The organism is Krasilnikovia sp. MM14-A1004 (genome assembly GCF_047159485.1).
Classification (GTDB): Bacteria; Actinomycetota; Actinomycetes; order Mycobacteriales; family Micromonosporaceae; genus Actinoplanes.
In genome coordinates, this window is record NZ_AP038773.1 from 5948046 (window position 1) to 5969682 (window position 21637).

Annotated in this window: 19 protein-coding genes; 9 read left to right on the forward strand and 10 right to left on the reverse strand. The window is 72.3% G+C overall.

Annotated features, from left to right (window positions below):
• Positions 1-30: 30 nt before the first annotated feature.
• From ACMCNN_RS25635 to ACMCNN_RS25660, 6 genes are all read right to left on the reverse strand, one after another.
• Positions 31-1554, reverse strand: coding sequence for an FG-GAP-like repeat-containing protein (locus ACMCNN_RS25635; protein WP_412743067.1), 1524 nt, complete (start codon positions 1552-1554; stop codon positions 31-33).
• Between the two features lie 160 nt (positions 1555-1714).
• On the reverse strand, positions 1715-2425 hold the full coding sequence (locus ACMCNN_RS25640; protein ID WP_412743068.1) for an ABC transporter permease subunit: 711 nt from the start codon (positions 2423-2425) through the stop codon (positions 1715-1717).
• Positions 2425-3336, reverse strand: a complete 912-nt coding sequence (locus tag ACMCNN_RS25645) for an ABC transporter ATP-binding protein (RefSeq protein WP_412743069.1) — start codon at positions 3334-3336, stop codon at positions 2425-2427. Before ACMCNN_RS25645 ends, ACMCNN_RS25640 begins: the two co-directional genes overlap by 1 nt.
• Positions 3333-4196 carry an ABC transporter permease gene (locus ACMCNN_RS25650; RefSeq protein ID WP_412743070.1) on the reverse strand — a complete coding sequence of 288 codons (864 nt, stop codon included), beginning with the start codon at positions 4194-4196 and terminating at the stop codon, positions 3333-3335. Before ACMCNN_RS25650 ends, ACMCNN_RS25645 begins: the two co-directional genes overlap by 4 nt.
• Positions 4189-5100 carry an ABC transporter ATP-binding protein gene (locus ACMCNN_RS25655; RefSeq protein ID WP_412743071.1) on the reverse strand — a complete coding sequence of 304 codons (912 nt, stop codon included), beginning with the start codon at positions 5098-5100 and terminating at the stop codon, positions 4189-4191. The genes ACMCNN_RS25650 and ACMCNN_RS25655 overlap by 8 nt, the downstream gene beginning before the upstream one ends.
• Before the next feature lie 63 nt (positions 5101-5163).
• Positions 5164-6465 (reverse strand): glycoside hydrolase family 26 protein, encoded by a 1302-nt coding sequence (locus ACMCNN_RS25660; protein WP_412743072.1) that lies wholly within the window; start codon positions 6463-6465, stop codon positions 5164-5166.
• A 164-nt stretch (positions 6466-6629) separates the two neighbouring features.
• Between ACMCNN_RS25660 and cysC the strand changes: the two genes are divergently transcribed.
• From cysC to ACMCNN_RS25700, 8 genes are all read left to right on the forward strand, one after another.
• Complete coding sequence (cysC, locus tag ACMCNN_RS25665) at positions 6630-8138, forward strand: adenylyl-sulfate kinase (RefSeq protein ID WP_412747265.1); 1509 nt, start codon at positions 6630-6632, stop codon at positions 8136-8138.
• A 135-nt stretch (positions 8139-8273) separates the two neighbouring features.
• Positions 8274-10169 (forward strand): Wzz/FepE/Etk N-terminal domain-containing protein, encoded by a 1896-nt coding sequence (locus ACMCNN_RS25670; RefSeq protein ID WP_412743073.1) that lies wholly within the window; start codon positions 8274-8276, stop codon positions 10167-10169.
• Complete coding sequence (locus ACMCNN_RS25675; protein ID WP_412743074.1) at positions 10166-11533, forward strand: hypothetical protein; 1368 nt, start codon at positions 10166-10168, stop codon at positions 11531-11533. The genes ACMCNN_RS25670 and ACMCNN_RS25675 overlap by 4 nt, the downstream gene beginning before the upstream one ends.
• Positions 11530-12762, forward strand: coding sequence for a hypothetical protein (locus tag ACMCNN_RS25680; RefSeq protein WP_412743075.1), 1233 nt, complete (start codon positions 11530-11532; stop codon positions 12760-12762). Before ACMCNN_RS25675 ends, ACMCNN_RS25680 begins: the two co-directional genes overlap by 4 nt.
• Positions 12763-12764: 2 nt before the next feature.
• Positions 12765-13643 carry a sulfotransferase domain-containing protein gene (locus tag ACMCNN_RS25685; protein WP_412743076.1) on the forward strand — a complete coding sequence of 293 codons (879 nt, stop codon included), beginning with the start codon at positions 12765-12767 and terminating at the stop codon, positions 13641-13643.
• Positions 13640-15217, forward strand: a complete 1578-nt coding sequence (locus ACMCNN_RS25690; RefSeq protein WP_412743077.1) for a lipopolysaccharide biosynthesis protein — start codon at positions 13640-13642, stop codon at positions 15215-15217. Before ACMCNN_RS25685 ends, ACMCNN_RS25690 begins: the two co-directional genes overlap by 4 nt.
• A complete protein-coding gene (locus tag ACMCNN_RS25695) occupies positions 15214-15945 on the forward strand; it encodes an SAM-dependent methyltransferase (RefSeq protein WP_412743078.1) in 732 nt (243 codons plus the stop codon). Before ACMCNN_RS25690 ends, ACMCNN_RS25695 begins: the two co-directional genes overlap by 4 nt.
• Positions 15946-15949: 4 nt before the next feature.
• Complete coding sequence (locus tag ACMCNN_RS25700; protein ID WP_412743079.1) at positions 15950-16981, forward strand: glycosyl hydrolase; 1032 nt, start codon at positions 15950-15952, stop codon at positions 16979-16981.
• On the opposite strand, the gene ACMCNN_RS25705 is transcribed toward ACMCNN_RS25700, so the two are convergent.
• From ACMCNN_RS25705 to ACMCNN_RS25715, 3 genes are all read right to left on the reverse strand, one after another.
• Positions 16968-17345 (reverse strand): VOC family protein, encoded by a 378-nt coding sequence (locus ACMCNN_RS25705; protein ID WP_412743080.1) that lies wholly within the window; start codon positions 17343-17345, stop codon positions 16968-16970. The two genes, ACMCNN_RS25700 and ACMCNN_RS25705, sit on opposite strands and share 14 nt — an antisense overlap.
• Positions 17346-17381: 36 nt before the next feature.
• Positions 17382-18374, reverse strand: a complete 993-nt coding sequence (locus ACMCNN_RS25710) for an alpha/beta fold hydrolase (protein WP_412743081.1) — start codon at positions 18372-18374, stop codon at positions 17382-17384.
• 118 nt (positions 18375-18492) lie between these two features.
• Positions 18493-19275: a DapH/DapD/GlmU-related protein gene (locus ACMCNN_RS25715; protein ID WP_412743082.1), complete on the reverse strand. Its 783-nt coding sequence runs from the start codon at positions 19273-19275 to the stop codon at positions 18493-18495.
• 172 nt (positions 19276-19447) lie between these two features.
• On the opposite strand from ACMCNN_RS25715, the gene ACMCNN_RS25720 reads away from it, so the two are divergent.
• On the forward strand, positions 19448-20773 hold the full coding sequence (locus ACMCNN_RS25720) for a helix-turn-helix domain-containing protein (RefSeq protein ID WP_412743083.1): 1326 nt from the start codon (positions 19448-19450) through the stop codon (positions 20771-20773).
• Between the two features lie 75 nt (positions 20774-20848).
• On the opposite strand, the gene ACMCNN_RS25725 is transcribed toward ACMCNN_RS25720, so the two are convergent.
• The gene (locus ACMCNN_RS25725) at positions 20849-21634 is read right to left on the reverse strand and encodes a WecB/TagA/CpsF family glycosyltransferase (protein WP_412743084.1); all 786 of its coding nucleotides are present in this window, start codon (positions 21632-21634) and stop codon (positions 20849-20851) included.
• Positions 21635-21637: the final 3 nt, after the last annotated feature.

Below are 21637 nucleotides of genomic sequence, written 5' to 3' on the forward strand. Positions count from 1 at the left end.
CATGCTCGGGCCCTGCGGGCAGGATCGGGGTCAGGAGGTCAGGGAGTGGAAACCGGCCCACTGGCCGCCGCGCGGCCACATCAGCGGTCCCTCGCGGAGCCTGCCCTGACCGTTGCCCGGAAACAGCTCCATGTCGTTGTTGCTGTTGATCCCGGCGATGTCGAGGTTGCCGTCGTCGTCGAAGTCACCCGCGGTGATCTCCTTGAACCCGGCCCATTCGCCGCCTTCCGCCCACATGAGGCCACCGGAGCGCAGCTGCCCGGTGCCGTCGCCGAGGAACAGCTCCATGTTGTTGCGCGAGTTGTGCCCGGCGATGTCGAGCTTGCCGTCATTGTTGAAGTCGCCCGCGGCGATGGAGTGGAATCCGGCCCACTGGCCGCCGCGCGGCCACATCAGCGGTCCCTCGCGGAGCCTGCCCCGACCGTTGCCCGGAAACAGCTCCATGTCGTTGTTGCTGTTGATCCCGGCGATGTCGAGGTTGCCGTCGCCGTCGAAGTCACCCGCGGTGATCGACTTGAACCCGGCCCACTCGCCGCCTTCCGCCCACATGAGGCCACCGGAGCGCAGCTTCCCCGCGCCGTCGCCGAGGAACAGCTCCATGTTGTTGCGCGAGTTGTGCCCGGCGACGTCGACCTTGCCGTCGTTGTCGAAGTCACCGGACGTGACGGAGTGGAACCCGGCCCACTGGCCGCCGCCCTGCCACATCAGGCCACCGGAACGGAGCTGCCCGGCGCTGGACCCGAGGAAGAGTTCCATGTTGTCCCGGGAGTTGTGCCCGGCGACGTCGTCGTGCCCGTCGCCGTTGAAGTCGTGGCGCAGCCGCTCGGTCGTCGCGGTGACGATCCAGCCCCCGAGGTCGTCGAGGCGGATGTCCGTGGCGGTGTTACGACCGTCGCGCTCACCGAGGCAACCGGCCTGGTCCGACCCGGAGTGCAGGGCGACGACCTCCACGGCGTCACCCGATCCGCGCAGGGTGGGGCCACCGGCGTCGCCCCGGCAGATCCCGCCGCCGGCCTCGTCCCGGGCGGTCAGGGTGACGGTGGTGGCGTCGACGGCGGTGACGGTGTACGCGGCGTGGTGCACCCGGTCCGGAATCCACTCGGTGTGGGTCCGGCCATAGCCTGCCGCGTCCACGACGTCACCCGAGGCCGGGGCGCGGGTGCCGATGGCGGCCGGCTTGATCGTGGTCGCGGGCTTCGCCAGGCGGGCCAGCACGACGGCGCGATCCGGATGCGCCACGAGGCGGGTGATCGCGCTGGTGTGCGCGCCTGCGCCGAGCGTCACCGTGGCGGCGGCCAGCGCTGTACCGGACGGAAGCGGCTGTCCGGGCGCCGCGAAGCAGTCGCGGGCGGTGGCGATCCAGCGGGGGTCGATCAGGACTCCACTGCAGGCGTGACCGCCGGAACCGGCGGTGCCGACCTGGATTCGGGCGGTGAAGGCGTACGCGCCTTCGGGAGCCGGACTTCCGCCGACGGCGGAGGCCTGCTGAGCGGTGGCGGCTACCAGCCCCGCTCCGGCGAGTACGGCGGCGAGGAACCGCATTGAGGCGTGCATGGTCGACAGATGTCCTTCCCCCGAGTGAACAGCGACCGACTGTAGAGCATCGATGATCAAGGTCAAAGATGGTCGTCGCTGGGCGTGAGACACCCAACAGAGGACCCTCGGGGCTCCGGCCGGTCCGGACTCCCGAGGGTCCTCGTGCTGCGGCGAAGGGTCAGCTGGTCTCGCCGGCCATGCTGAAGCTGCGCAGGCGGTCGATCGCCATCAGTGTGCAGCCGAGCACGAAGATCGCGGCCATGATGGTCGCCGTGGGTACGCCGACCCTCGCGTCGAGCAGGTCGGTCGGGGTGATCTTCTCCGTGATCGTGATGACGTACTGCTCGATGGAGAGCACCCGGGTGCCGCTGACGAACCGGCCCAGCAGACCCTCCCAGACCAGGATGTAGACCAGGCCCAGCAGCACGGGACGCCGGGTGAGCAGGCTGATCATCAGGAACAGCGCCGTGTACGCGCACCCGCCGACCGCGGCACCGGCCGCCAGTGCCAGCCCGAGGCCGGACGAGTCGGCGAGGACACCGGTGACGTACAGCGGCACGGACGTGGTCACCACGGTGACGACGGCGGCCACCGCGAACTTGGCCAGGATGATGTCGCGGCGCGGCAGCGGCTTGGTGAGGATGTGCACGATCGTGCCGTCGTCCACTTCGGAGCCGAGCACACCGGTGCCGACGATGAGCGCGGTGACCGGCAGCATCACGGCCAGCCCCAACCCGACGATGACCGGCGTGCCCCAGTGCGTGGGACTCAGGTCGTACGCCCGGCACAGCAGGGCGAGGCCAACCAGCAGCACCGGCAGTGGCAGCAGGAGCAGGACCCGGCGGCGCCCGAACAGGCCGCGGGCGGTGATCCAGGCAACGGTCGACATCACGCCTCCAGCAGGTAGGAGAAGACGCTCTCCAGGGATTCGTCGGACGGCAGGAGGCGGCGCAGCCGGATCCCTTCGGCCAGGGCGATGCGCGGCAGGGCGCGGGTGAAGCTGCCGTAGTCGGAGGCCCGTACGCTCAGGCCGTTGCCGTCGATCTCGACCCCGCTGACGGATTTATCCGCGATCAGCGCGACCGCGAGACGGCGGTCGTCGGACGACTGCACAGCGAACAGGTGCGGCCGGTGGGTCATCAGCCGCCGGATCCGCCGGTAGTCACCGGACGCGGCCAGCCGCCCGGCCACGATGACCTGCACCGTACCGGAGACCTGCTCGACCTCCTCCAGGATGTGCGAGCTGAACAGGATGGTGTGGCCGCGGTCGCCGAGCGTGTGCAGCAACTCCATCATGTGCATGCGCTGCCGCGGGTCCATGCCGTTGAACGGCTCGTCCAGCAGCAGCACCTGCGGCTCGTGCACCAGCGCGGCGGCGACCCGGGTGCGCTGGCGCATGCCCTTGGAGTACGTCTCGATCCGCCGGTCCTGCGCCTCTGTCATCTCGACCAGTTCGAGGGCGCGGGTGGCCGCGGCGCGCGGGTCGGCCAGCTTGTGCATCTTCGCGCTGGCCAGCACGAAGTCCCACGCGGTGAGGAAGCCGTGTACGGCCTCACGCTCGTTGACCAGGCCCAGCTTGCGGTACACGTCGGGGTGGCGCCAGGTCGGCTCCCCGTCGACGGTGACCGTGCCCCGGGACGGGGCGAGGAACCCGGCCATCATGTGCAGCACCGTGGTCTTGCCCGCGCCGTTGGGGCCGAGCAGGCCGGTCACCCCGGCGTCGAGGGTCATGCTGATGTCGTTGACCGCGACGACGTTGCCGTACCAGCGGGAGACGTTCGTCAGCTCGATGGTGCTCACAGGGAGGCCACCTTCCGGTAGCGGGCCAGCAGCAGCAGGAGGCAGGCGGCGATCAGGGTGACCGCCTCGATCGCGTACACCGGGCCGAAGCGGCCGATGTCGATGCCGGGGTCCTTGACCGGGATCAGCCAGGTGCCCACGCCGGTGACCAGGCTCATCGGGCTGGCCAGCCCGGCGAGTTCCTGGGCGGTACGCGACGGCAGGCTGGCCAGCACCCCGACGACCGGGGCGGTCATGAGGAAGACCGCGACGATGCCGCCCGCCGCGAACGCCCGCTTGCCGGTGAGCGACGCGATCAGCAACGCGATGGAGGCGAACACCAGCGCCCACAGCGCGCCGAACGCCCACCCGCCCAGCAGTCTGCCCAGTTCGCTCCACACCCCGTGCACGCCGTCCTTCGTGGTGAAGGCCGCGCCGAGGAACATGATGACCTGCGGTGCGCCGATCAGCAGCCACACCGCGGACACCAGCGCGGCGAACTTGGCAGCGAGATAGTCGGCGGAGCGCAGCGGGCGGCTGAAGTACAGCGGCAACACCCCCGCGTGCAGGTCGCGGGAGACCAGCTCGGGCGCGACGATCGCGACGAAGAAGATGATCAGCCAGCTCACCGAGTCGGCGAACTGGGCGTAGGTGATCACTTCGAGGCCGGTCTGGGAGCGGACCGCGGCGAGGATGATCGCGACGATCAGCGCGATGCCGGCGACCATCCAGGGGAAGATCTTCGCCTTCGCTGTACGGCCGAAGCCGAACGCGGTACGCACCCCGTGCCCGTAGATCGCGGCCAGCACGTGACCGCGCCCGTGGCGGGGCCCGGTGTAGCGCTGGTACCCGATGTCGTGGATGACGCTGGCCTCAGACATCGGCGGTCTCCTTGGCGGCGAAGAGCTCGGCCACGCGGTGACGCCGCTGGTCGAGGCGGTGCAGGGGCAGGTCCAGGTCGGCCACGCAGCGCAGGATGCGGTCGTAGGTGTCCTCGGTGTCCAGGGGTACGAGCAGCAGCCGCCCGTCCTGGCGCACCGGCAGGCCGAGGGCGGTCAGTGCCGCGGCGAGTTCCTCCGTACCATCGCTGACCTCGACTGCGAGCACGTCGCTGGCCGTGGTCATCGCGGAGATGGTGTCGGCGCGCAGCAGCCGGCCGCCCTCGATGGCGATCAGCGAGTCGCAGATGCGCTCGACCTCGCCGAGCAGGTGCGAGCAGACCACCACGGAGATGCCGAACTCGGTGCCGATGCGGTGCACCAGGTTGAGCATCGCGTCGCGCCCGGCCGGGTCGAGTCCGTTGGTGGGCTCGTCGAGCAGCAGCAGGTCGGGGTCGTGCACCAGCGCCTGGGCCAGCTTGACCCGCTGCTTCATGCCCGTGGAGTAGCCGCCGATCTGCCGGTACCGCTCCTCGTAGAGCCCGACGTGGCGCAGCGCCTCGGAGGCACGCTCGCGGGCGGCGGTGCGCGGCAGGCCGCTGATCCGGCCGAGGTGGGTGACGAACTCGGCCGCGGACAGGTCGGGGGGCAGGCAGTCGTGCTCGGGCATGTAGCCGACCCGGGCGCGCACCCGGTCGGTGTCGCGCGTCGGGTCGAGGTCGAAGACCCGCACGCTGCCGCTGGTCGGAGCGAGCAGACCCAGCATGATTTTGATGAAGGTGGACTTGCCGGCGCCGTTCGCGCCGACCAGCCCGATGACGCCGGGTTCGACCGCCACGGTCAGGTCGGCGAGCGCGGTCACCGGACCGTACGACTTGGTCAACCCTTGGGTTGCGATGAGGCTCACCGGCTCAGCGTAGGTACTGCCGGCTCGCTGTGGATCAGGTGAAACCCCGTAAGGCGGGGACCTTCACCGAACCTCCACCTGGAAGATGGGCAGGCTGCCCAGCTGCCGGTACGCGGCCAGCGCGGACGGGTTCGCGTCGACCCGGGAGTCCCGCTTGTCCTGGTTGTGCGGGGTCTCGAAGTAGACCATCGCGCGGATCCGGGGGAAGCGCCTGATCTGCGCGCCCACCTCGCGATAGAACGCGGCCTGGTACCCCGGATTGCGGCTGGAGGCCCACACACCCCACTCGGCGACCATGAGCGGCTTGCTGGGGTGTTCGCGGGTGGCCCAGGCGTAGTAGCCGGGCCACGACGGGCGGACCGAGGACTGCCGGTTCAGCATCTCGGTGAGGTCGCCGTGGCCGTACCCCGGATCGCTGTAGGAGTACGAGTCCATGCCGATCCAGTCGACCACGTCGTCGCCGGGGTACATGTCGTCGAACCAGGTGGTGTGCGGCACGTACGCCATGTGCACGAGCACGGTGACCAGGTTGGTCACGCCGTGGGCGCGCAGCCGCAGCACGACGTGCCGGTACATCGCGGCGTAGTCCTTGGCGGTGTAGCCCGACCCGGCCCGGGGCCGGACGTTGTCCTCACCCTCGTGGTGCACCGTGAAGAAGAACTTCTCCGGGAACGACGTCTTGATGTGCACGGCCAGCCGGTCGAGGAACGCGTCCACGGCCGGGTCACCCTTGGCGATCTTCGCCCAGGAGGTCTTGTACGGCTTCTTCCAGTTGATCAGCAGCAGGCGTTCCCGCCCCGGCTGCCGGGCGATGGCGATCTCCGCCGGCGTGGGGAACAGCTGCTGGATCCCCTGGTGGTACGCGTGGTAGATGTCCTGGTGACGCCCGGTTTTGCCTTCGAAGGCGGCGAGCGCGGTGGCGCCGGGCGTGTCGGTGAACGCGCCGGGCGCGACGCCCCAGAGCACCCCGCAGGTCGGCACGAGCTTGGCGCCGAGACCGCAGCCGCCACCGCCGACGGGGCGTGGCACGGCGAGCGCGGCGGTGGTGGCGGTGTTCGCGGCACCGGGCACCTGCTTGCGCGGGCGGCGTGAGGTGGCCGGGTCGGCGGCCGCTCCGGCGGCCCCGCCCGTACGGGCCAGGGTGGTGGCGGGCGCGAGGGATTGCCCCGGTCCGGGGGTCACCGGCTCGGCCGCGGGCGACCAGGCGGCGCCGGGGCCCGCGACCGTGGGGTCGCCGAGCGCCTCGAACGGGAGGCCGATCTGCTGGACCCCACCGGTCCAGGCCCAGGCGAGGGTGGTGGTGACCGACAGCGCGAAGGCGGTGGTCAGGCCGGTGAGGTAGAGGAACCGGGGACGGCGTATCACGATCGCCGAGTATCGGACCTGAAGTCCGTTTTGTCGACTACCGTCCGATTATCCGGCTGTTCGGGTCGCCCGTCCCTACCCGGACAGCCCCGCTCGACCCGCGGGATCGCGGCTGCGAAACTGTCCCCTAGTCTGCCCCAGGGGGAAGAACGGTGAACGGTTCGATGCTGCCCGAGGACGTCCTGCGTGACGCGCCGTCGTACACGCCGCGCCCGCACGAGCTGGCGGACCTCGAACTGCTGCTCTCCGGGGCGTACACGCCGCTGACCGGGTTCCTCGGCCGCGCCGACCTCGCGGCGCTGGCTCGCCGGGGACGGCTGGCCGACGGGACACCGTGGCCCGTCGCGGTGACCCTGGAGGTGCCCGCCGAGGTGGCCCGGGGCCTCGACCTCGGCAACCCGGACGGGCACACGATCGTGCTCACCGACCCCGAGGGCGCGCCGGTCGCCGCGCTGGAAGTCACCGACGCGTGGGCGAACACCGGCGGGCTGTGGGGCGTCGGCGGCACGGTCCAGCGACTCGGCGACGGCGGCCACGGGCCGTTCCAGCGGCTGCGCCGTACCCCGGAAGAGGTACGTACGCTGCTGCCACCCGGCCGGGTCCTCGGCGTGATCGCCGACCGGCCGCTGCACCGCCCGCAGCTCGCGCAGATCGCGCACGCCGCTCGCACCCTGGCCGCCCACCTGCTGATCATGATCCCGGTGAGCGGCCCCGGCCCGGACGGCCTGCCGCCCGAGGCGCTGGTGCGGGCCGTGTTCGCGGCCCGCGACCGGATGCCACCCGCCACGATCGTGGCGGTGCCGCTGCTGCCGCGCGGCGACGAGATGCGCGACGCACTGCTGCGGGCGCGCGTCGCCGGAGCGTACGGGGTGACCCACGTGCTCTCCACCGGCGAGATGCTCTCCGGCGCGGGTCTGCGCGTGCTCGTCCCCCGCGACCTGGCCTACGACAACCGGGACGGGCAGTGGCGCTGGCGCGAGGACATCCCGCCGCGCAACCGGCGCCTCGCGCTGTCCCCGCCCGAGATCGCCGACCTGCTCGACCGCGGCTTCCCGCTGCCCGAGTGGCACACCCCGCCCGCGGTCGCCAAGGAACTCGTCAGGGTCCGCCCGCCCCGGCGCCACCGCGGCCTGGTGGTGTTCTTCACCGGATTCTCCGGCTCCGGCAAGTCCACCGTCGCCCGAGGACTCGCCGACCACCTCCGGGAGAGCGGCGACCGTACCGTCACCCTGCTCGACGGTGACGTGGTGCGCCGGGAACTCTCCGCCGGACTGGGCTTCAGCCGCGCCGACCGGGACGCGAACGTCCGCCGCATCGGCTGGGTCGCCGCCGAGATCGCCCGGCACCGCGGCATGGCCGTGGCCTGCCCGATCGCGCCGTACGCGGCGGCCCGCGCGGCGGCCCGCGAGATGGCCGGACTGGCCGGTGCCGGTTTCGTGCTCGTACACGTCGCCACCCCGCTGGAGGTCTGCGAGCAGCGCGACCGCAAGGGCCTGTACGCCCGCGCCCGAGCCGGGCAGCTGCGCGGCATGACCGGCATCGACGACCCGTACGAGGAACCGACCGACGCGGAGCTGGTGCTCGACACCACCGAGATCACCGTGCCCGAGGCCGTCGAGCTGGTCATGGCGCACCTGGTGGAGAACGGCTGGGTGGAGCCTAAACACGGATAGATCGTTTCTCGGCGCGCGTGAGCAGTTACGTACCGGCGTACCGGCCGTTTACCCCTCAGGGGATAACCACCCGAATGCCGTCAACTCTCACTCACCCGCGAAAGGGCCGCCGAACCGATGGAAGCGACTCGTCCGGTGTCCGCCGACCTCTCGCACTACCTGGGCGTGTTCCGCCGGCACTGGTGGGTCGTGCTCGCCGCGACCGGCCTCGGCATCGGCGCGGGCGCGGGGGTCACCGCCGTACTGCCCAAGGTGTACGAGTCCAACGCGTCGGTGCTCGTACAGCCCGTCGATCAGGACACCAACGCGCAGGGCGGGCGGACGAAGGGCACCATCAACCTCGACACCGAGGCCCAGCTCGTCGGCTCCGGTGCGGTCGCAGCCCGGGCCGCCGAGCTGCTGCGCACCTCGCAGTCGCCGGTCGACCTGGCCCGGTCCGTCTCCGTCGAGGTGCCCGCCAACACCACGGTGCTGGTGATCCGGTACGAGGCCGACACCCCGAAGGGCGCCCAGGCCGGCTCGCACGCGTTCGCCGAGGCGTACCTGCGTAACCGGCAGGAGACCGCCCGCGCCAGCCTCGATCAGCAGATCAAGTCCCTGGCCGCGAAGATCAATCAGCTCACCGCGAGCATCTCGATGATCAACTCGAAGCTGGCCGCGTCCGCGCCCGGCAGCTCCCAGCGCAGCAACCTGGAGAGCCTGCGAAACAACTCGCAGAGCCAGCTCAACAACCTGTCCGCGCGGCTGAACGAGCTGACCACCACCACGGTCGGCGCGGGCAACATCATCAGCGACGCCCGTGAGCCGGACGAGCCGTCCAGCCCGAACCGGATGCTGACGATGGGCACCGGCGCGATGATCGGGCTGCTGCTCGGCCTGGCCCTGGCGTTCATGCGGGAACGGGTCGACGGGCGGCTGCGCAGCGCGGGCGACGTCCGCGACCGCGCCCGCATCCCGGTCCTGGCCGCGCTGGACGAGCGGACCACCCCGCACTTCGACGACGTGCTCCAGCCGTACGGGCCGGGTGGGCGGGTGTTCAACCGGCTGCGCAACGAGGTGCTGGCCAGCCTGCGCCCCGGTGACCAGGTCATCGTGGTGACCGGGGCCAGCCGCGGCTCGGCGTCCACCCTGGTCGCCGCGAACCTCGCGGCGGCGCTGGCCCGTACCGGGAGCGACGTCGTGCTGGTGGGTGCCCACCTGCCGGACAGCGTCGTGGAGGCGGCCCCGCTGGCCCGGATGCTCGGCGTCTCCGCCATCCCCGGCCTGTCCGACCTGCTGGCCGGGCGGATCACGCTGGCCCGCGCGATGCAGCGCACCCCGCGCATCCCGTCGCTGCGGGTGATCACCACGGGCGGCGCGGCCACCGCGGCCGGACTGATGCAGTCGCAGCGCCTGCGCGACACCCTGGAGACCCTGCGCCGCCAGGCCGGGTACGTGGTGATCGAGGCACCGTCGACCAACAGCAGCGCGGACGCGCAGAGCCTGGCCAGCCTCGCCGACGCCGCCATCCTCGCGGTGGAGCTGCGTCGCGCCCGCCGGGCCGCCCTGCTCGACGCCGCCGAGCAGCTGCACCGGGTCGGCACCCCGCTGCTCGGCGCCGTGGTGCTGCCGCGGCTGTCCGGTCTGCGCTCCGACGAGGCCAACATGCCGGTGGTGACGCTGACCCCGCCGACCGCCGCGGCCGGCGCCGAGCGCACCCAGCCACGGCCCGACGAGACCATGGTGCTGGACACCGACAAGACCCAGCAGCTGCGCCTGCCCACCGGCAAGCCCGGCGCGTCCACGCCGGTCATCCCCGGCGCGTCCACGCCGGTCATCCCCGGCGCGTCCACGCCGGTCGGCCCCGGCGCGATCGGCAAGGTCGCGCCGACCCGGGAACGGCCGGTCGACCTCGGCGGCACCAGCGCCCAGATCCGGCCCCGGCTCGGCGCGGACCACGACGCCACCGCGATCATCGACCTGAAATCGGGGACATCCGCCACGACCCCGGACGCCGACCCCGCTGACGGCGCGCCGAGCGACGACCGGTGACGCTGGTCGTCGGGCGGGGCACCGGCCCCGCGCACGGCGCCACGGCAGCACGGCCGGTCACCCTGCCCGCGTGGCCGGTCACCGCCCTGCTGGCGGCGTATCCCCTGTGGTGGGCGCTCGGCCTCGGCACACTGATCTTCCCGCTGCTGGCGGTGCCGATGACCGTGCTGCTGGTGCGGCGCCGGGCGGCCGGGCGGCGGCTGCGGCTGCCACCCGGGGCGATCTGGTGGGCGCTGTTCCTCGCCGCCGTCGTGATCAGCCTGACCGCGCTGGGCGCCGACCCGCCCGGCACGGTCGCCGACCATGGCAGCAACCGGCTGCTGGCGGCGGTGTTCAAACTCGGCATGTACGTGTCGCTGACCGTCCTGCTGCTCTACGCGGGCAACCTCACCGACGCGGAGCTGCCCCGGCGCCGGCTGGTCCGGCTGCTCGGCGGCCTGTTCGTCGTCACGGTCGCGGGCGGGCTGCTCGGCATGCTGGCGGGGCGCTTCCAGTTCACCTCGCCGGTCGAGTGGCTGCTGCCGGAGGACATCCGGGCGAACGGCTTCGTGCAGTCGCTGGTGCACCCGTACGCCGCGCAGATCATGAACCTGGTGGGCGGCGACCGGCCCCGCCCCGCCGCGCCGTGGGGCTACACCAACACCTGGGGCAACAACTTCTGCCTGCTCATCGGCTGGTTCGTGGTCGCGATGTTCGCCCGGCCCCGGCGCCTGCGCGACACGGTGTTCGGGCTGGCCGTACTCGCCCTGTCGCTGCTGCCCGCGATCTTCTCCCTGAACCGGGGTCTGTGGATCGGGCTCGCCGTGATGGGCGCGTACGTGGCGCTGCGCTTCGTGCTGGCCGGGCGGCTGTGGATCCTCGGCGCCGTGGCCGTGGCCACCGTCGGGCTGGTCATCGCGCTGGTGGCCAGCCCCCTCGGTGCCGTTGTCGAGGCGCGCCTCGACAACGGCAAGTCCAACGGCGTGCGCTCGTTCCTCGTCGAACGGGCCCTCGACGGCGTCGTCCGCTCACCCGTCATCGGGTACGGCGGCACCCGCAACACCCTCGGCGGCCGCAACTCCATCACGGTCGGCGAACGCGCCGACTGCGGCCGCTGCGGCAACTTCACCGTCGGCGGCAACGGCCAGTTCTGGCAGGTGCTGTACTCGCACGGCGCCGCCGGCACGCTCGGCTACCTCGGCTTCTTCACGTACGGGCTGTGGCGCTTCCGGCGCGACCGCACCGCGATCGGCATCGCCGGCAGCGCCGCGATCGTCTCGTCGTTCTCCGCCATGCTCTGGTACAACGCGCTCGTCACCCCCCTGGCCTTCATGTTCCTGGCCTACGCGCTGCTGTGGCGCAACGAGACAGAGGGGCGACCATGAGTCCAGTCAAGACAGCCCCGGCGGAGTTGACCGCCGGGGACGCAGCACTGCGCGCCCAGTACCTGACCGAGGTACTCGGCCTGCTCTACCCACCACCGTGCACGGCCCACCGCGGCCGCGCCGCGGGCGAGACCGTCGCCGAGTACGTGGTGGTCCCCGACGCGCGCCGCCCGCGGCTGCTCGTGCCGACCTCGCGGAGGGTCGCGGCCGCCGCGGTCCGCCGATACGCGGAACCGCAGTCGCGCACCGCCCGACTCAAGCGCGACGCGGTGGTCGCCGCGCTGCGTACCGGCATGTCCGGGGTGCTGCTGCGCGACCGGATCCGGGTGACCGGGCCGGTCGAGGAGAGCATCGACGGCCACCTGCGGGAGGCGCTCGGCCGGGAGCTGTCGGTCAGCATCCACATCGGACCGGCACGGGCCAACCGCAAGCCGGTGCTGCAACTGATCAGCCCCGCCGGGGAGACGTTCGGCTTCGGCAAGCTCGGCACCGGCCCGCTCACCCAGCGCCTGGTCCGCGAGGAGACGAACGCGCTGGTGGCGCTCGGCGCCGCGGGACTGAGCAAGCTGACCGTGCCGCGGGTGCTGCACGCCGGGCAGTGGCGGGGCCTGCAGGTGCTGGTGCAGTCGGCGCTGCCGGTGTGGCTGCCCCGGGCGCCGCTGACGCCGCGCCGGCTGGCCGCCGCGATGCTCGACGTCGCCGGATGCTGCGGGTACTCCACGGCCACCCTGACCGCGAGCCCGTACTGGGGTGAGGTGCGGGGGCGGCTGGCCGCCGTGGCCGACCGGGCGGAGGGGCGGGCCCTGGCCACCGCGGCCGACCTGCTGGCCGGGCGGGTCGGCGGCACGATGCTGCGCTTCGGCGCGTGGCACGGCGACTGGGCCCCGTGGAACATGGCCAACCTGGCCGACGCGCTGCTGGTGTGGGACTGGGAACGGTTCGCCACCGGGGTGCCGGTGGGTTTCGACGCCGTGCACTACGAGCTGCAGCGGCGCATCCAGGCCGACGGCGACGCGGCCGGGGCGGTCGACGCGACAGTGCGCCGGGCCGGGGAACTGCTGGCCCCGTTCGGGCTGGCTACCGAGGTACGGGAGCTGACCGCGCTGCTGTACCTCGTCGACCTGGCCGCCCGTTACCTGACCGACCGCCAGGCCGAGGCCGGCGCCCGGCTGGGCGTGCTCGGCACCTGGCTGCTCCCGGTGCTGATCCGCCGGGTGGAGGAGCTGTGACCATGGACGTACGCAAGGTTCCCTCGCCGGTGAAACGGGTCGTGCACCTCGGCTCCCGCTCGTACGGGCGGCTCACCGCGACCACCCGGATGACCCCGTCGTTCCTGATCTGCGGCGGGCAGCGCTGCGGCACCACCTCGCTGTACCGGGCGCTGGCCGCGCACCCCGTGGTGCTCAAGGCCGTGCTGCACAAGGGGGTGCACTACTTCGACACCGGCTACGACCGGGGCATGTCGTGGTATCGGGGCCACTTCCCGCAGCACCGTCACGACGAGCGGGTCCGCGCGAAGTACGGAGTGCCCGGCCAGACGTTCGAGTCCAGCCCGTACTACATGTACCACCCGCAGGCGGCCGCCCGGATCGCCGCGGACCTGCCCGGCGTGAAGATCCTGGTGCTGGTGCGCGACCCGGTGGAACGGGCGTACTCGCAGCACGCCCACGAGGTCGCCCGCGGCTTCGAGTCCGAACGCGACTTCGGCGCGGCGCTGGCGCTGGAACCGGCCCGGCTGCACCGCCAGGAGGAGCGGCTGGCCGAGGACCCGCGCTACTACAGCTTCGCCCACCAGCACCACGCCTACCGGGCGCGCGGCGAGTACGCCCGCTACCTGGGTGCGATGGCCCGGCACCTGGACCGCGAGCGGATCCACGTGGTGGAGAGCGAACGCTTCTTCACCGAGCCGGAGCAGGTGTACGACGAGGTGCTCGACTTCCTCGGCCTGCCCGCGGGAATGGCGGAGCCGGCGTTCGAGAAGCACAACGCCCGCCCGCGTACGTCCGACATGGACCCCGGTGTCCGGCGCGACCTGACGGCCCACTTCGCCCCGCACGACGAGGCGCTGATCACCTGGCTCGGCCGGACCCCGGTCTGGCGCCGCCGATGACCCGCGCCGCCGCCCCGGTCCTGGAGCCGCGCGCGGCCGGGGCCGGGACGCGGGGTGTCGCCCGCGGCGGGATCGCGGGAATCGTCGGCTCGGCGATCGCGGGCGGCACCGGGGTCGGGGTCACCTGGATCGTGGCGCGGTCGCTGGGCGCCGAGCAGGCGGGCGCGTTCTTCGCCGCCACGGCCGCGTTCGTGCTGGTCGGTGGGCTCGCCAAGCTGGGCACGCAGACCGGGCTGGTGTACTGGCCGGCCCGGCTGCGGGCGGGCGGGCGGGCTCACCTGCTGGGTGCCTGCCTGCGTACGGGCCTGGTGCCGGTGGCCGCGCTGGCGGTGGTGCTGGCGGCGGGCATGTGGCTGGCCGCACCCGCGATCGCCCGCGTCACCGCCTCGGACACCCCGCAGGTGCTGGCCCAGCACACCGCCGGGCTGCGGGTGCTGGCGGTGTTCCTGCCGTTGCAGGCACTCACGGACGCGCTGCTCACCGCGACCCGCGGCTACCGGGCCATGCGCCCCACCGTGCTGCTGGACCGGGTGCTGCGCAGCGGGCTGCAACTGGTGTTGGTCGGCGCGGCCGGGGTGGCGGCCCTGTGGGGCGCCGCCAGCCTGCCGCTGTTCGCGACCGCGTGGGCGGCGCCGTACCTGCCGGTGACGGTGCTGGCGGGGCTCGGGCTGCGACGCATCTACCGGGCCGGCAAGCCCACCGCCGCCGTGGGCGTCCCGCGCGCCGAACGGCGGGCGCTGCGCCGCGACTTCTGGGTCTTCACCGGGCCCCGGGCGCTGGCCAGTGTCGCCCAGCTCGCCCTGCAACGGGTGGACGTGCTGCTGGTGGCCGCGCTGGGCGGGCTCGCCGCCGCCGCCGTGTACGCGGTCGCGGGCCGCTTCGTCGTGCTCATCCAGTTCGCCAACCAGGGCATCTCGCAGTCGGTGCAGCCGCGCCTGGCCGAGGCCCTCGCGACCGGCGACAGGGACACCGCCAACCACCTGTACCGCACGGCGACCGGCTGGCTGGTGCTGATCACGTGGCCGATCAGCCTGCTGGTGATCCTGTTCGCCCCCGTGTACCTGGCGCTGTTCGGCGACGGCTACCGCTCCGGCGCGCCGGTCGTCGTCGTGCTGGCCTGCGCGACGCTGGTCGCCACCGGGTGCGGGATGGTCGACATGGTGCTGGCGATGGCCGGGCGCACCTCGTGGAACCTCTACAACGTACTGATCGCGCTGGGCGTCACGATCGGCCTGGACGTGCTGCTCATCCCCCGCTACGGCGCGCTCGGCGCCGCGATCGGCTTGGGCTGCGCGATCCTCGCGAACAACCTGCTGCCGCTGATCCAGGTGAGCCGGGCCGCCCGGCTGCACCCGTTCGGGGCCGGGACGTGCGCCGCGGCGGCGCTGTCGGTGGCCTGCTTCGGCGTACTCCCCCGGCTGGTCACCGCCGCGGCCGGGACCGGCGCGGCCGGCCTGTTGCTGGCGCTGGGGCTGGCCGTGCCCGCGTTCCTCGCGGGCGCCTGGCTGCTGCGCCGCCCGCTCGCCCTCGACGCCTTCACCCGCCGCACGCCCATCATCGAGGAGGACAGTTGAGCACGGACTACAGCCAGGTGTTCCAGGACACCGACGCGGTCGAGAAATACGAGCACCTCACGTACGCGCCGGACAGCTACGCGTCGCGGATCAACGAGCGGCAGGGCGCGTACGTGCGGGCCATGGTGGTCCGCGAGTTCGGCCCGAACCGGCCGGTGCAGCACGACTTCGCCTGCGGCACCGGCCGGGCGATCCGGATGCTGCACGGGCTGGTCCGCGACTCCCACGGGTACGACACGTCGGCCGAGATGATGGTGAAGGCCGCCGAGGTCGGCTCGCGGGCGAACTGGCATCTCGTGGCGGCGGACGGCCCCGTGCCCGACCCGGTGGTCGCCGACGGGCCCGCGATCGTGACGATGTTCCGGCTGCTGCTCAACGTGGACGACGACGTACGGGAGCGGGCCCTCGCCTTCGCCGCCAAGGCCCTGCCGACCCGCGCCGACGGCGTGCTGGTGGTGGAGAACCACGGCAACACCGGCTCGGTGCGGCACCTGCGGGCGCGCCGGCACCGCGGCGACAGGTGGTTCGCCGAGCTGTCGCACGCGCAGGTGGCGGCGCTGCTCGACCGGCACGGCTTCGAGATCGTACGGCGGCGCGGCTTCTCCATGCTCACCCCGTCGCTGCACGAGCGGCGGGTCGCCCGCGCCGCCGACGCGCTGGTCCGGCACGTGCCCGGCACCGGCCGTTTCGCGGTGAACGTGCTGTACACGGCGCGGCGGAAGAAGTAGCCCCGTGCACAAACCCCTCACCGTCCTGACGCTCGTCCTGGTGCTCGCGCTCGCCGGCTGCTCGTGGAGTCGGCGGGCCGAGCCGCAACCCACTCCCGCGCCCGATCTGACCAGCCCGCCGACCGCGATCGCGGTCGATCCGGGGCCGTTCGACTCGGGCCCGTTCGCCGCTCCCGCCGCCGGGGCGTACGTCGGCGCCTGGATCAAGCCCCAGGAGTTCACCCACGGCGGCCGGGTCGACGCCGTCGACGGCCTGGAGGACGACCTGGGCCGGCGGCTCGACATCGTCAACACGTACCGGCGGTTCGACGAACTGGTCGGCACGAAGGCCGACCGGCATTTCGTGGCCCGGGGCTCGACGCTGATGGTCAGTTGGGCGACCGGCGACAATCGGTCCATTGTGTCCGGCTACCACGACCAGCTCATCCGGGACCAGGCACGGGCGATCCGGGCGATCAAGCGGCCGGTGCTGCTGCGGATGCGCTGGGAGATGGACCGGCCGAATCTGCGCGCGCAGATGTGGAGCCCGCAGGACTACGTGGCCGCGTGGAAGCACGTCCGGGCCGTCTTCGCGGCCGAGCACGCGAACAACGTGTCCTGGGTGTGGTGCCCGACCGCGGAGGGCTTCGCCCGCGGCGACGCCCCTGACTTCTACCCCGGCGACGACCAGGTCGACTGGACCTGCGTCGACGTGTACGCGGGCAACCTGTTCCAGCCGATCGGCGCGCTGATGGGCCCGTTCCTGCGGTGGGCGGCGCCGCACCACAAGCCGATCGTCGTGGGCGAGTTCGGCGTGGCCAGGGCGTGGGGTTCGGCGGGGCGGGCCGCGTGGCTGCGGGATGCGGCGCGCACGTTCAAGGCGAACCCGCAGATCAAGGCGGTCGCCTACTTCGAGTCCGACCCGGAGGGCAACGGCCCGAACCAGCAGTTCCAGCTGACCGGCGACCCGGCCGCGTTCAAGGCGTTCGCGGCGCTGAGCCGCGACCGCTACTTCAATCCCCCGCGGCCCCGGAAACGCTCGCTCAACCCTGGCTGAGGGGCTGGAGGAACTCCAGCCGGTTGCCGTGCCCGTCGTAGCTGTACAGCCGCCGGTGGCCCGGGAAGTGGGGGTCCCAGTCGACCGTCTCGCCGGCCGCCGTGAGCGCGGCGGCCAACGCATCGAGGTCGTCCACGAGGACGCCGGGATGCGCCTTGCGGGCGGGCGTGAACGCCTCCTCGACGCCGAGGTGGATCTCCCAGCCGCCGCCGGCGAACCAGCAACCGCCGCGCGCGGCCAGCACGGGCGGCTTGGCGAGCTCCCTCATGCCGAGGACGCCGCCGTAGAACCGGCGGGCGACGTCCTCGCCGCCGGGCGGGATGGCCAACTGCACGTGATGCAACCGCTCGAACGTGAACGCCATCCCGGGATCATACCCAATAACAGTACGGCCGTACTGTTATTGGGCTCCCGACTTCGCGCGCTTCCACCTCGGGCCCACGGATCCGCCGGATGTTTGCAGCACGTCCTCGACGGCCGTGGCCCGGGAGGCTCCGGAGTGGGTCCGTAGCAGGTTCCGCCAGCGGCGGGCGTCCCAGCGATTCGGTTCGGTGCCCTCGACAAAATCGACGATCGCATGGACGAATTCCTCGGGCGCCTCCCGGTGCGGGAAGTGCCCGACGCCGGGCAGAACCACCGACTGCGCACCCGGCATCAGCTCGGCGGCGGCCTCGGCGTGCTCGACCGGGAGGACGTGGTCCTGGTCGCCCCAGACGACCAGCGTCGGCAGGCCCTGCGTCAGGTAGGCGCGGTCCCGCATGGTGATCAGCTGCCCGCGCCAATCCGCGACGTGCCGCAGCACATGCAGGAACGCCTCGCGAGCGGCCGGGTCACCCAGCCCGGTGTGCACGGCGTATGCCTCATCGAGGTCGGCCGCGAGCGCGGTCGGCGCGACCAGCCCGGCGGCCGCCCGCAGGGCACCGAGGGCCAGGCGGGACGGCGGCAGGTGGCTGAGCCGCAGCGCGACGGAAGCGCCCGGAAGGGTCAGCGCGCGGAACGCCACGCTCACCTGCGAGCCGAGCCCGCCACCGGCGACCACCACCAGCCGGTCGGTCCGCTCCGGGAACTGGTAAGCGAACTGCATCGTCACGCCGCCGCCGAAGCTGTGGCCGACCACGGTGGCCCGGTCGATGTCGAGCACGCTGAGCAGGTCCCGCAGGCCATTGGCGTACCCGCCGATGCTGTAGTCCGCCCGCGGCTTTGCCGACCGGCCGTGCCCGAGCAGGTCGGGCATGATCACCGTGTACCGCTCGGCGAGCGCGGGCGCGACGGTGTCCCAGGTGGTGCCGTCGCATCCGATGCCGTGCACGAGCAGCAGGACGGTCGGGCCGGTGCCCAGCAACCGGAAGGCGCGAGCGTGACCGTGCACCTCGACGATCCGCTGCTCGTCCATCCGCGCAGCATAGAGAGCCGACGTTTCACGGCAGTAACCATGTTCTCCTCGGCGCCGCCCCCCGGCCGGGTCGATTTCGGGACGCCACTGCGCAGCGGCTGCAGCCAGGTCATCGCGTTCACCGGGTCACCTGCCCGTGCGCCACAGCGGGCGCGCCGTAGACGATCGCATCGTCAGCGACGTCGCGGGTGACCACCGAGCCGGCGCCGATCAGCGCGCCCGCGCCGACGGTGACGCCGGCCAGCACGACGGCGCCGGTGCCGACCCTGCAGCCCTCACCGAATGTGGGCGGAGTCAGCGGCACCTCGTTGCCGGGATCGCGCCAGGTCAGCCGCTTGTCGTTGATAGTGCGGACGCCAGCGCCGATGAAGGCTCGGTCACCGACGACGGTGTCAGCAGTCAGGTGCGAGCCGGGCGAGCAGCGCACCCCGGATCCGATGCAGGTGCCGCGTTCGACGGTGAGGTGTGCGGCCAGCTGGCTGCCCGCGCCGACCCTCACGCCGGTACGCAGCAAGGTGTGGTGGCCGATCGTGGTGTCGTCGCCGATCGTGGTGCCGGCGTAGATGATCGCCCCAGCACGGATCACGACACCGGCACCGATCGTCGTGGCATCACCAGCGCCCGCGTGCACCTCGCGCATGGCGTAGCCGTACTCCGGCTCACCCAGGATCGCCTGGTGCCCGATGTGCGAGTGGGCGCCGACGTACAGGCCGCCGTGCAGGACGGCGTACGTGCCGACGGTGACCTTCTCACCGAGCACGATCGGACGCAGCGTGCCCTGCAGGTCGGCGGGCAGGAACACGGCGGTGGGGTGCAAGCGGCAGCCGGCGCCGATCTCGAGCAGACCGGACCGAACCAGTTGCGCCACGGTGATCGGCTCGGTGGTTGTCGTCGGGTGCATCAATTCGGCTCCCTCGGCCAAGGCCCGCCAGCCGGGATGATGGGCGAGCTGTAAACCGAGTTCACCAGCGGCGGACGCGACAAAGAAGGCGCGTCACATTGGGTGCAACCGGCTTGCGTGATCTGCAATCGGCGGGTCACCCTCAAAGACCCCGCGCCGAACGGAGCTACCCGTGAGCGCACCACAGCAGTGGACGGCAAACCCGGCAGTCCAGCAGGCAGTACGCGCCAGCGACTACGCCACGATCCTGCGTTTCTCCCGGCTCGCCGCCGGGTTGACCCTTGAACAGCTCGCCGCGGCCGGAGGCTATTCGGCGTCCACCCTGTCCCGGCTGGAGAGCCGACGTCGGCACATCCGCGACGTCGATGAATTGCGCGCCCTGGCAGATCTGTACGACGTACCGGTGCACCTGTTCGGCCTGGCAACCACGACCACGGACACAGACGGGTCTAACCTGGCCAGAGCAGCTGACGGAGGGGGCGATACCGTGCGCCGACGCAACTTCCTTGCCGGAGCGGCCGCCGTCGGCGTGTCCACCGCGCTGCCGGTGACACCTGCAGCGGCCGGTCTCACCGGTAGCACCATCGAGGACGTGCTGTTCGGACGGCTAACCGCCGAACCGCTGCCCGCTCAGCAGCTCGCCGCCCAGATCGCCGCTGCCCGTGCCGATTTCCGAGCCGCCCGCTACACCCGCCTCGCGCGCCGCCTGCCGAAGCTGCTCGCACAGGCGAGCGCCAGCCGGTCGGCCGCGGGTGTCGACGAGACCGCCGCCTTCTCCGAACGGCTCGCTGAGGCGTACGGGATCGCGGCCCAGCTGCTCATCAAGCTGCACGACAACGGCCTGGCCTGCGCTACTGCCGACCGGGCCGTACAGGCTGCGGCCGCCGGAAGCGACCCACTGATCATGGCGGAGAGCCAGCGGGTGGCCGCAACGGCACTGCGCCGGATCAATCATCGCGACAGTGCCCAGAAGCTCGTGCTGGACGCGGCCGAGCAGCTGCGCGGCGCCGACCCGGAACCGGGTCCGGCGGCCAGCGCAATGTACGGGCAGATGCTCGCTGTGGCCGCATACACCGCCGCGATCCGCGACGACCGTGACACCGCCTGGACGCTGCTGGGCGAGGCTGAACAACCGGCACGCCGGGCCGGACCATCAGCCCGGTTCAACAGCACCGAAATCGCGGTCTACCGCATCAGCATCGCCCGCAAGCTCGGCGACTACGGCGCCGCAGTCGACTTCGCCCGGAGGATCGAGCCCCGCACGATCACGGCCGCCGAACGTCGGGCCCGCTACTGGGAGGACACCGCCCTGGCTCTGCACGGGCGCGGTCGTGGCGAGGCAGCATTCGAGGCGCTGCTCTCGGCGGAGCACGACGTCCCCGAAGAGGTCCGCTATCGGCCCTGGGCCCAACAGCTCACCCGTGACCTGCTGGCAGCGCCGGCCAGTCACGGCATCTCGGGCATCCGCGACTTCGCCGTCCGCGTCGGCGCCGTGTGATCCTGCTCGGCGAAGGAGCTGCTCACCACGGCGCCGTCACTCAGTGACCGCGAGCGGTGTCGTGTTTCCTCTGACTCAGCGGCGGGCGGACACCGCGAGCAGGCGCAGTGCGTACGGGGCGCCCTGGCGCAGGTAGCGGCGGGCCAGGCGGCGCGGCTCGGTGCCCAGCCGGTGCGCCCATTCGAGGCCGGTGCGCTGCATCCAGCGCGGGGCCCGCCGCACGTCGCCCGCTACGAAGTTGACCGCGGCACCACAGCCGACGAACCAGGTCTGCGGCAGGTCGGGGCGTAGCCGGGAGATGACCTGCTCCTGCTTGGGGAAGCCCAGACCCACCAGCACGAGGTCGGGCTGCGCGTCGACCACCTTGGCGCAGAACTGGGCGTACCGGGTCTCGTCGCGCTCGAAGCCGAACTCGGGGCACAGTGTGCCGCCGATGCGCAGGCCGGAGCAGGCGGCGGCGAGCTTGTCCGCTGCACGGGTGGCGCCGTCGGGCAGGTCGTCGGCGCCGGGCGCCCCGCCGATCACGAAGATCGAGCGACCGTCGCGGCCGAGGCCCTCCGACAGGGACCAGACCAGGCTGCTGCCGGCGACCCGCTCGGGCAGCGGCGTCCCGGTCAGGCGGCTCGCCCACACCAGCGGCATCCCGTCCGCCACGACCAGGTCAGCGTCGTCGAGGTACGCCCGTACGCCCGGATTCGCGCGGGCCGTCCGCAGAATGTCGACGTTCGGGGTGATGATCCGGCCGCCCCGGCCGCAGGCCAGCGCGTCACGGACGACCGCGACGACCTCGTCCTCGGTGATTCGGTCGAAACCCGTCCCGTCGAGATACACCCGCTCGAAAGCCTCGGTTGTCAATCCCACGCC

Excerpts from the sequence above, each read along its gene's own strand:
- ACMCNN_RS25710 (WP_412743081.1), bottom strand. The coding sequence starts at position 18,374 with ATGGACGAGCAGCGGATCGTCGAGGTGCACGGTCACGCTCGCGCCTTC.
- ACMCNN_RS25635 (WP_412743067.1), bottom strand. The coding sequence starts at position 1,554 with ATGCACGCCTCAATGCGGTTCCTCGCCGCCGTACTCGCCGGAGCGGGG.
- ACMCNN_RS25650 (WP_412743070.1), bottom strand. The coding sequence starts at position 4,196 with ATGTCTGAGGCCAGCGTCATCCACGACATCGGGTACCAGCGCTACACC.
- ACMCNN_RS25685 (WP_412743076.1), top strand. The coding sequence starts at position 12,765 with ATGGACGTACGCAAGGTTCCCTCGCCGGTGAAACGGGTCGTGCACCTC.
- ACMCNN_RS25640 (WP_412743068.1), bottom strand. The coding sequence starts at position 2,425 with ATGTCGACCGTTGCCTGGATCACCGCCCGCGGCCTGTTCGGGCGCCGC.
- ACMCNN_RS25705 (WP_412743080.1), bottom strand. The coding sequence starts at position 17,345 with ATGGCGTTCACGTTCGAGCGGTTGCATCACGTGCAGTTGGCCATCCCG.
- ACMCNN_RS25680 (WP_412743075.1), top strand. The coding sequence starts at position 11,530 with ATGAGTCCAGTCAAGACAGCCCCGGCGGAGTTGACCGCCGGGGACGCA.
- cysC (WP_412747265.1), top strand. The coding sequence starts at position 6,630 with ATGCTGCCCGAGGACGTCCTGCGTGACGCGCCGTCGTACACGCCGCGC.
- ACMCNN_RS25715 (WP_412743082.1), bottom strand. The coding sequence starts at position 19,275 with ATGCACCCGACGACAACCACCGAGCCGATCACCGTGGCGCAACTGGTT.
- ACMCNN_RS25690 (WP_412743077.1), top strand. The coding sequence starts at position 13,640 with ATGACCCGCGCCGCCGCCCCGGTCCTGGAGCCGCGCGCGGCCGGGGCC.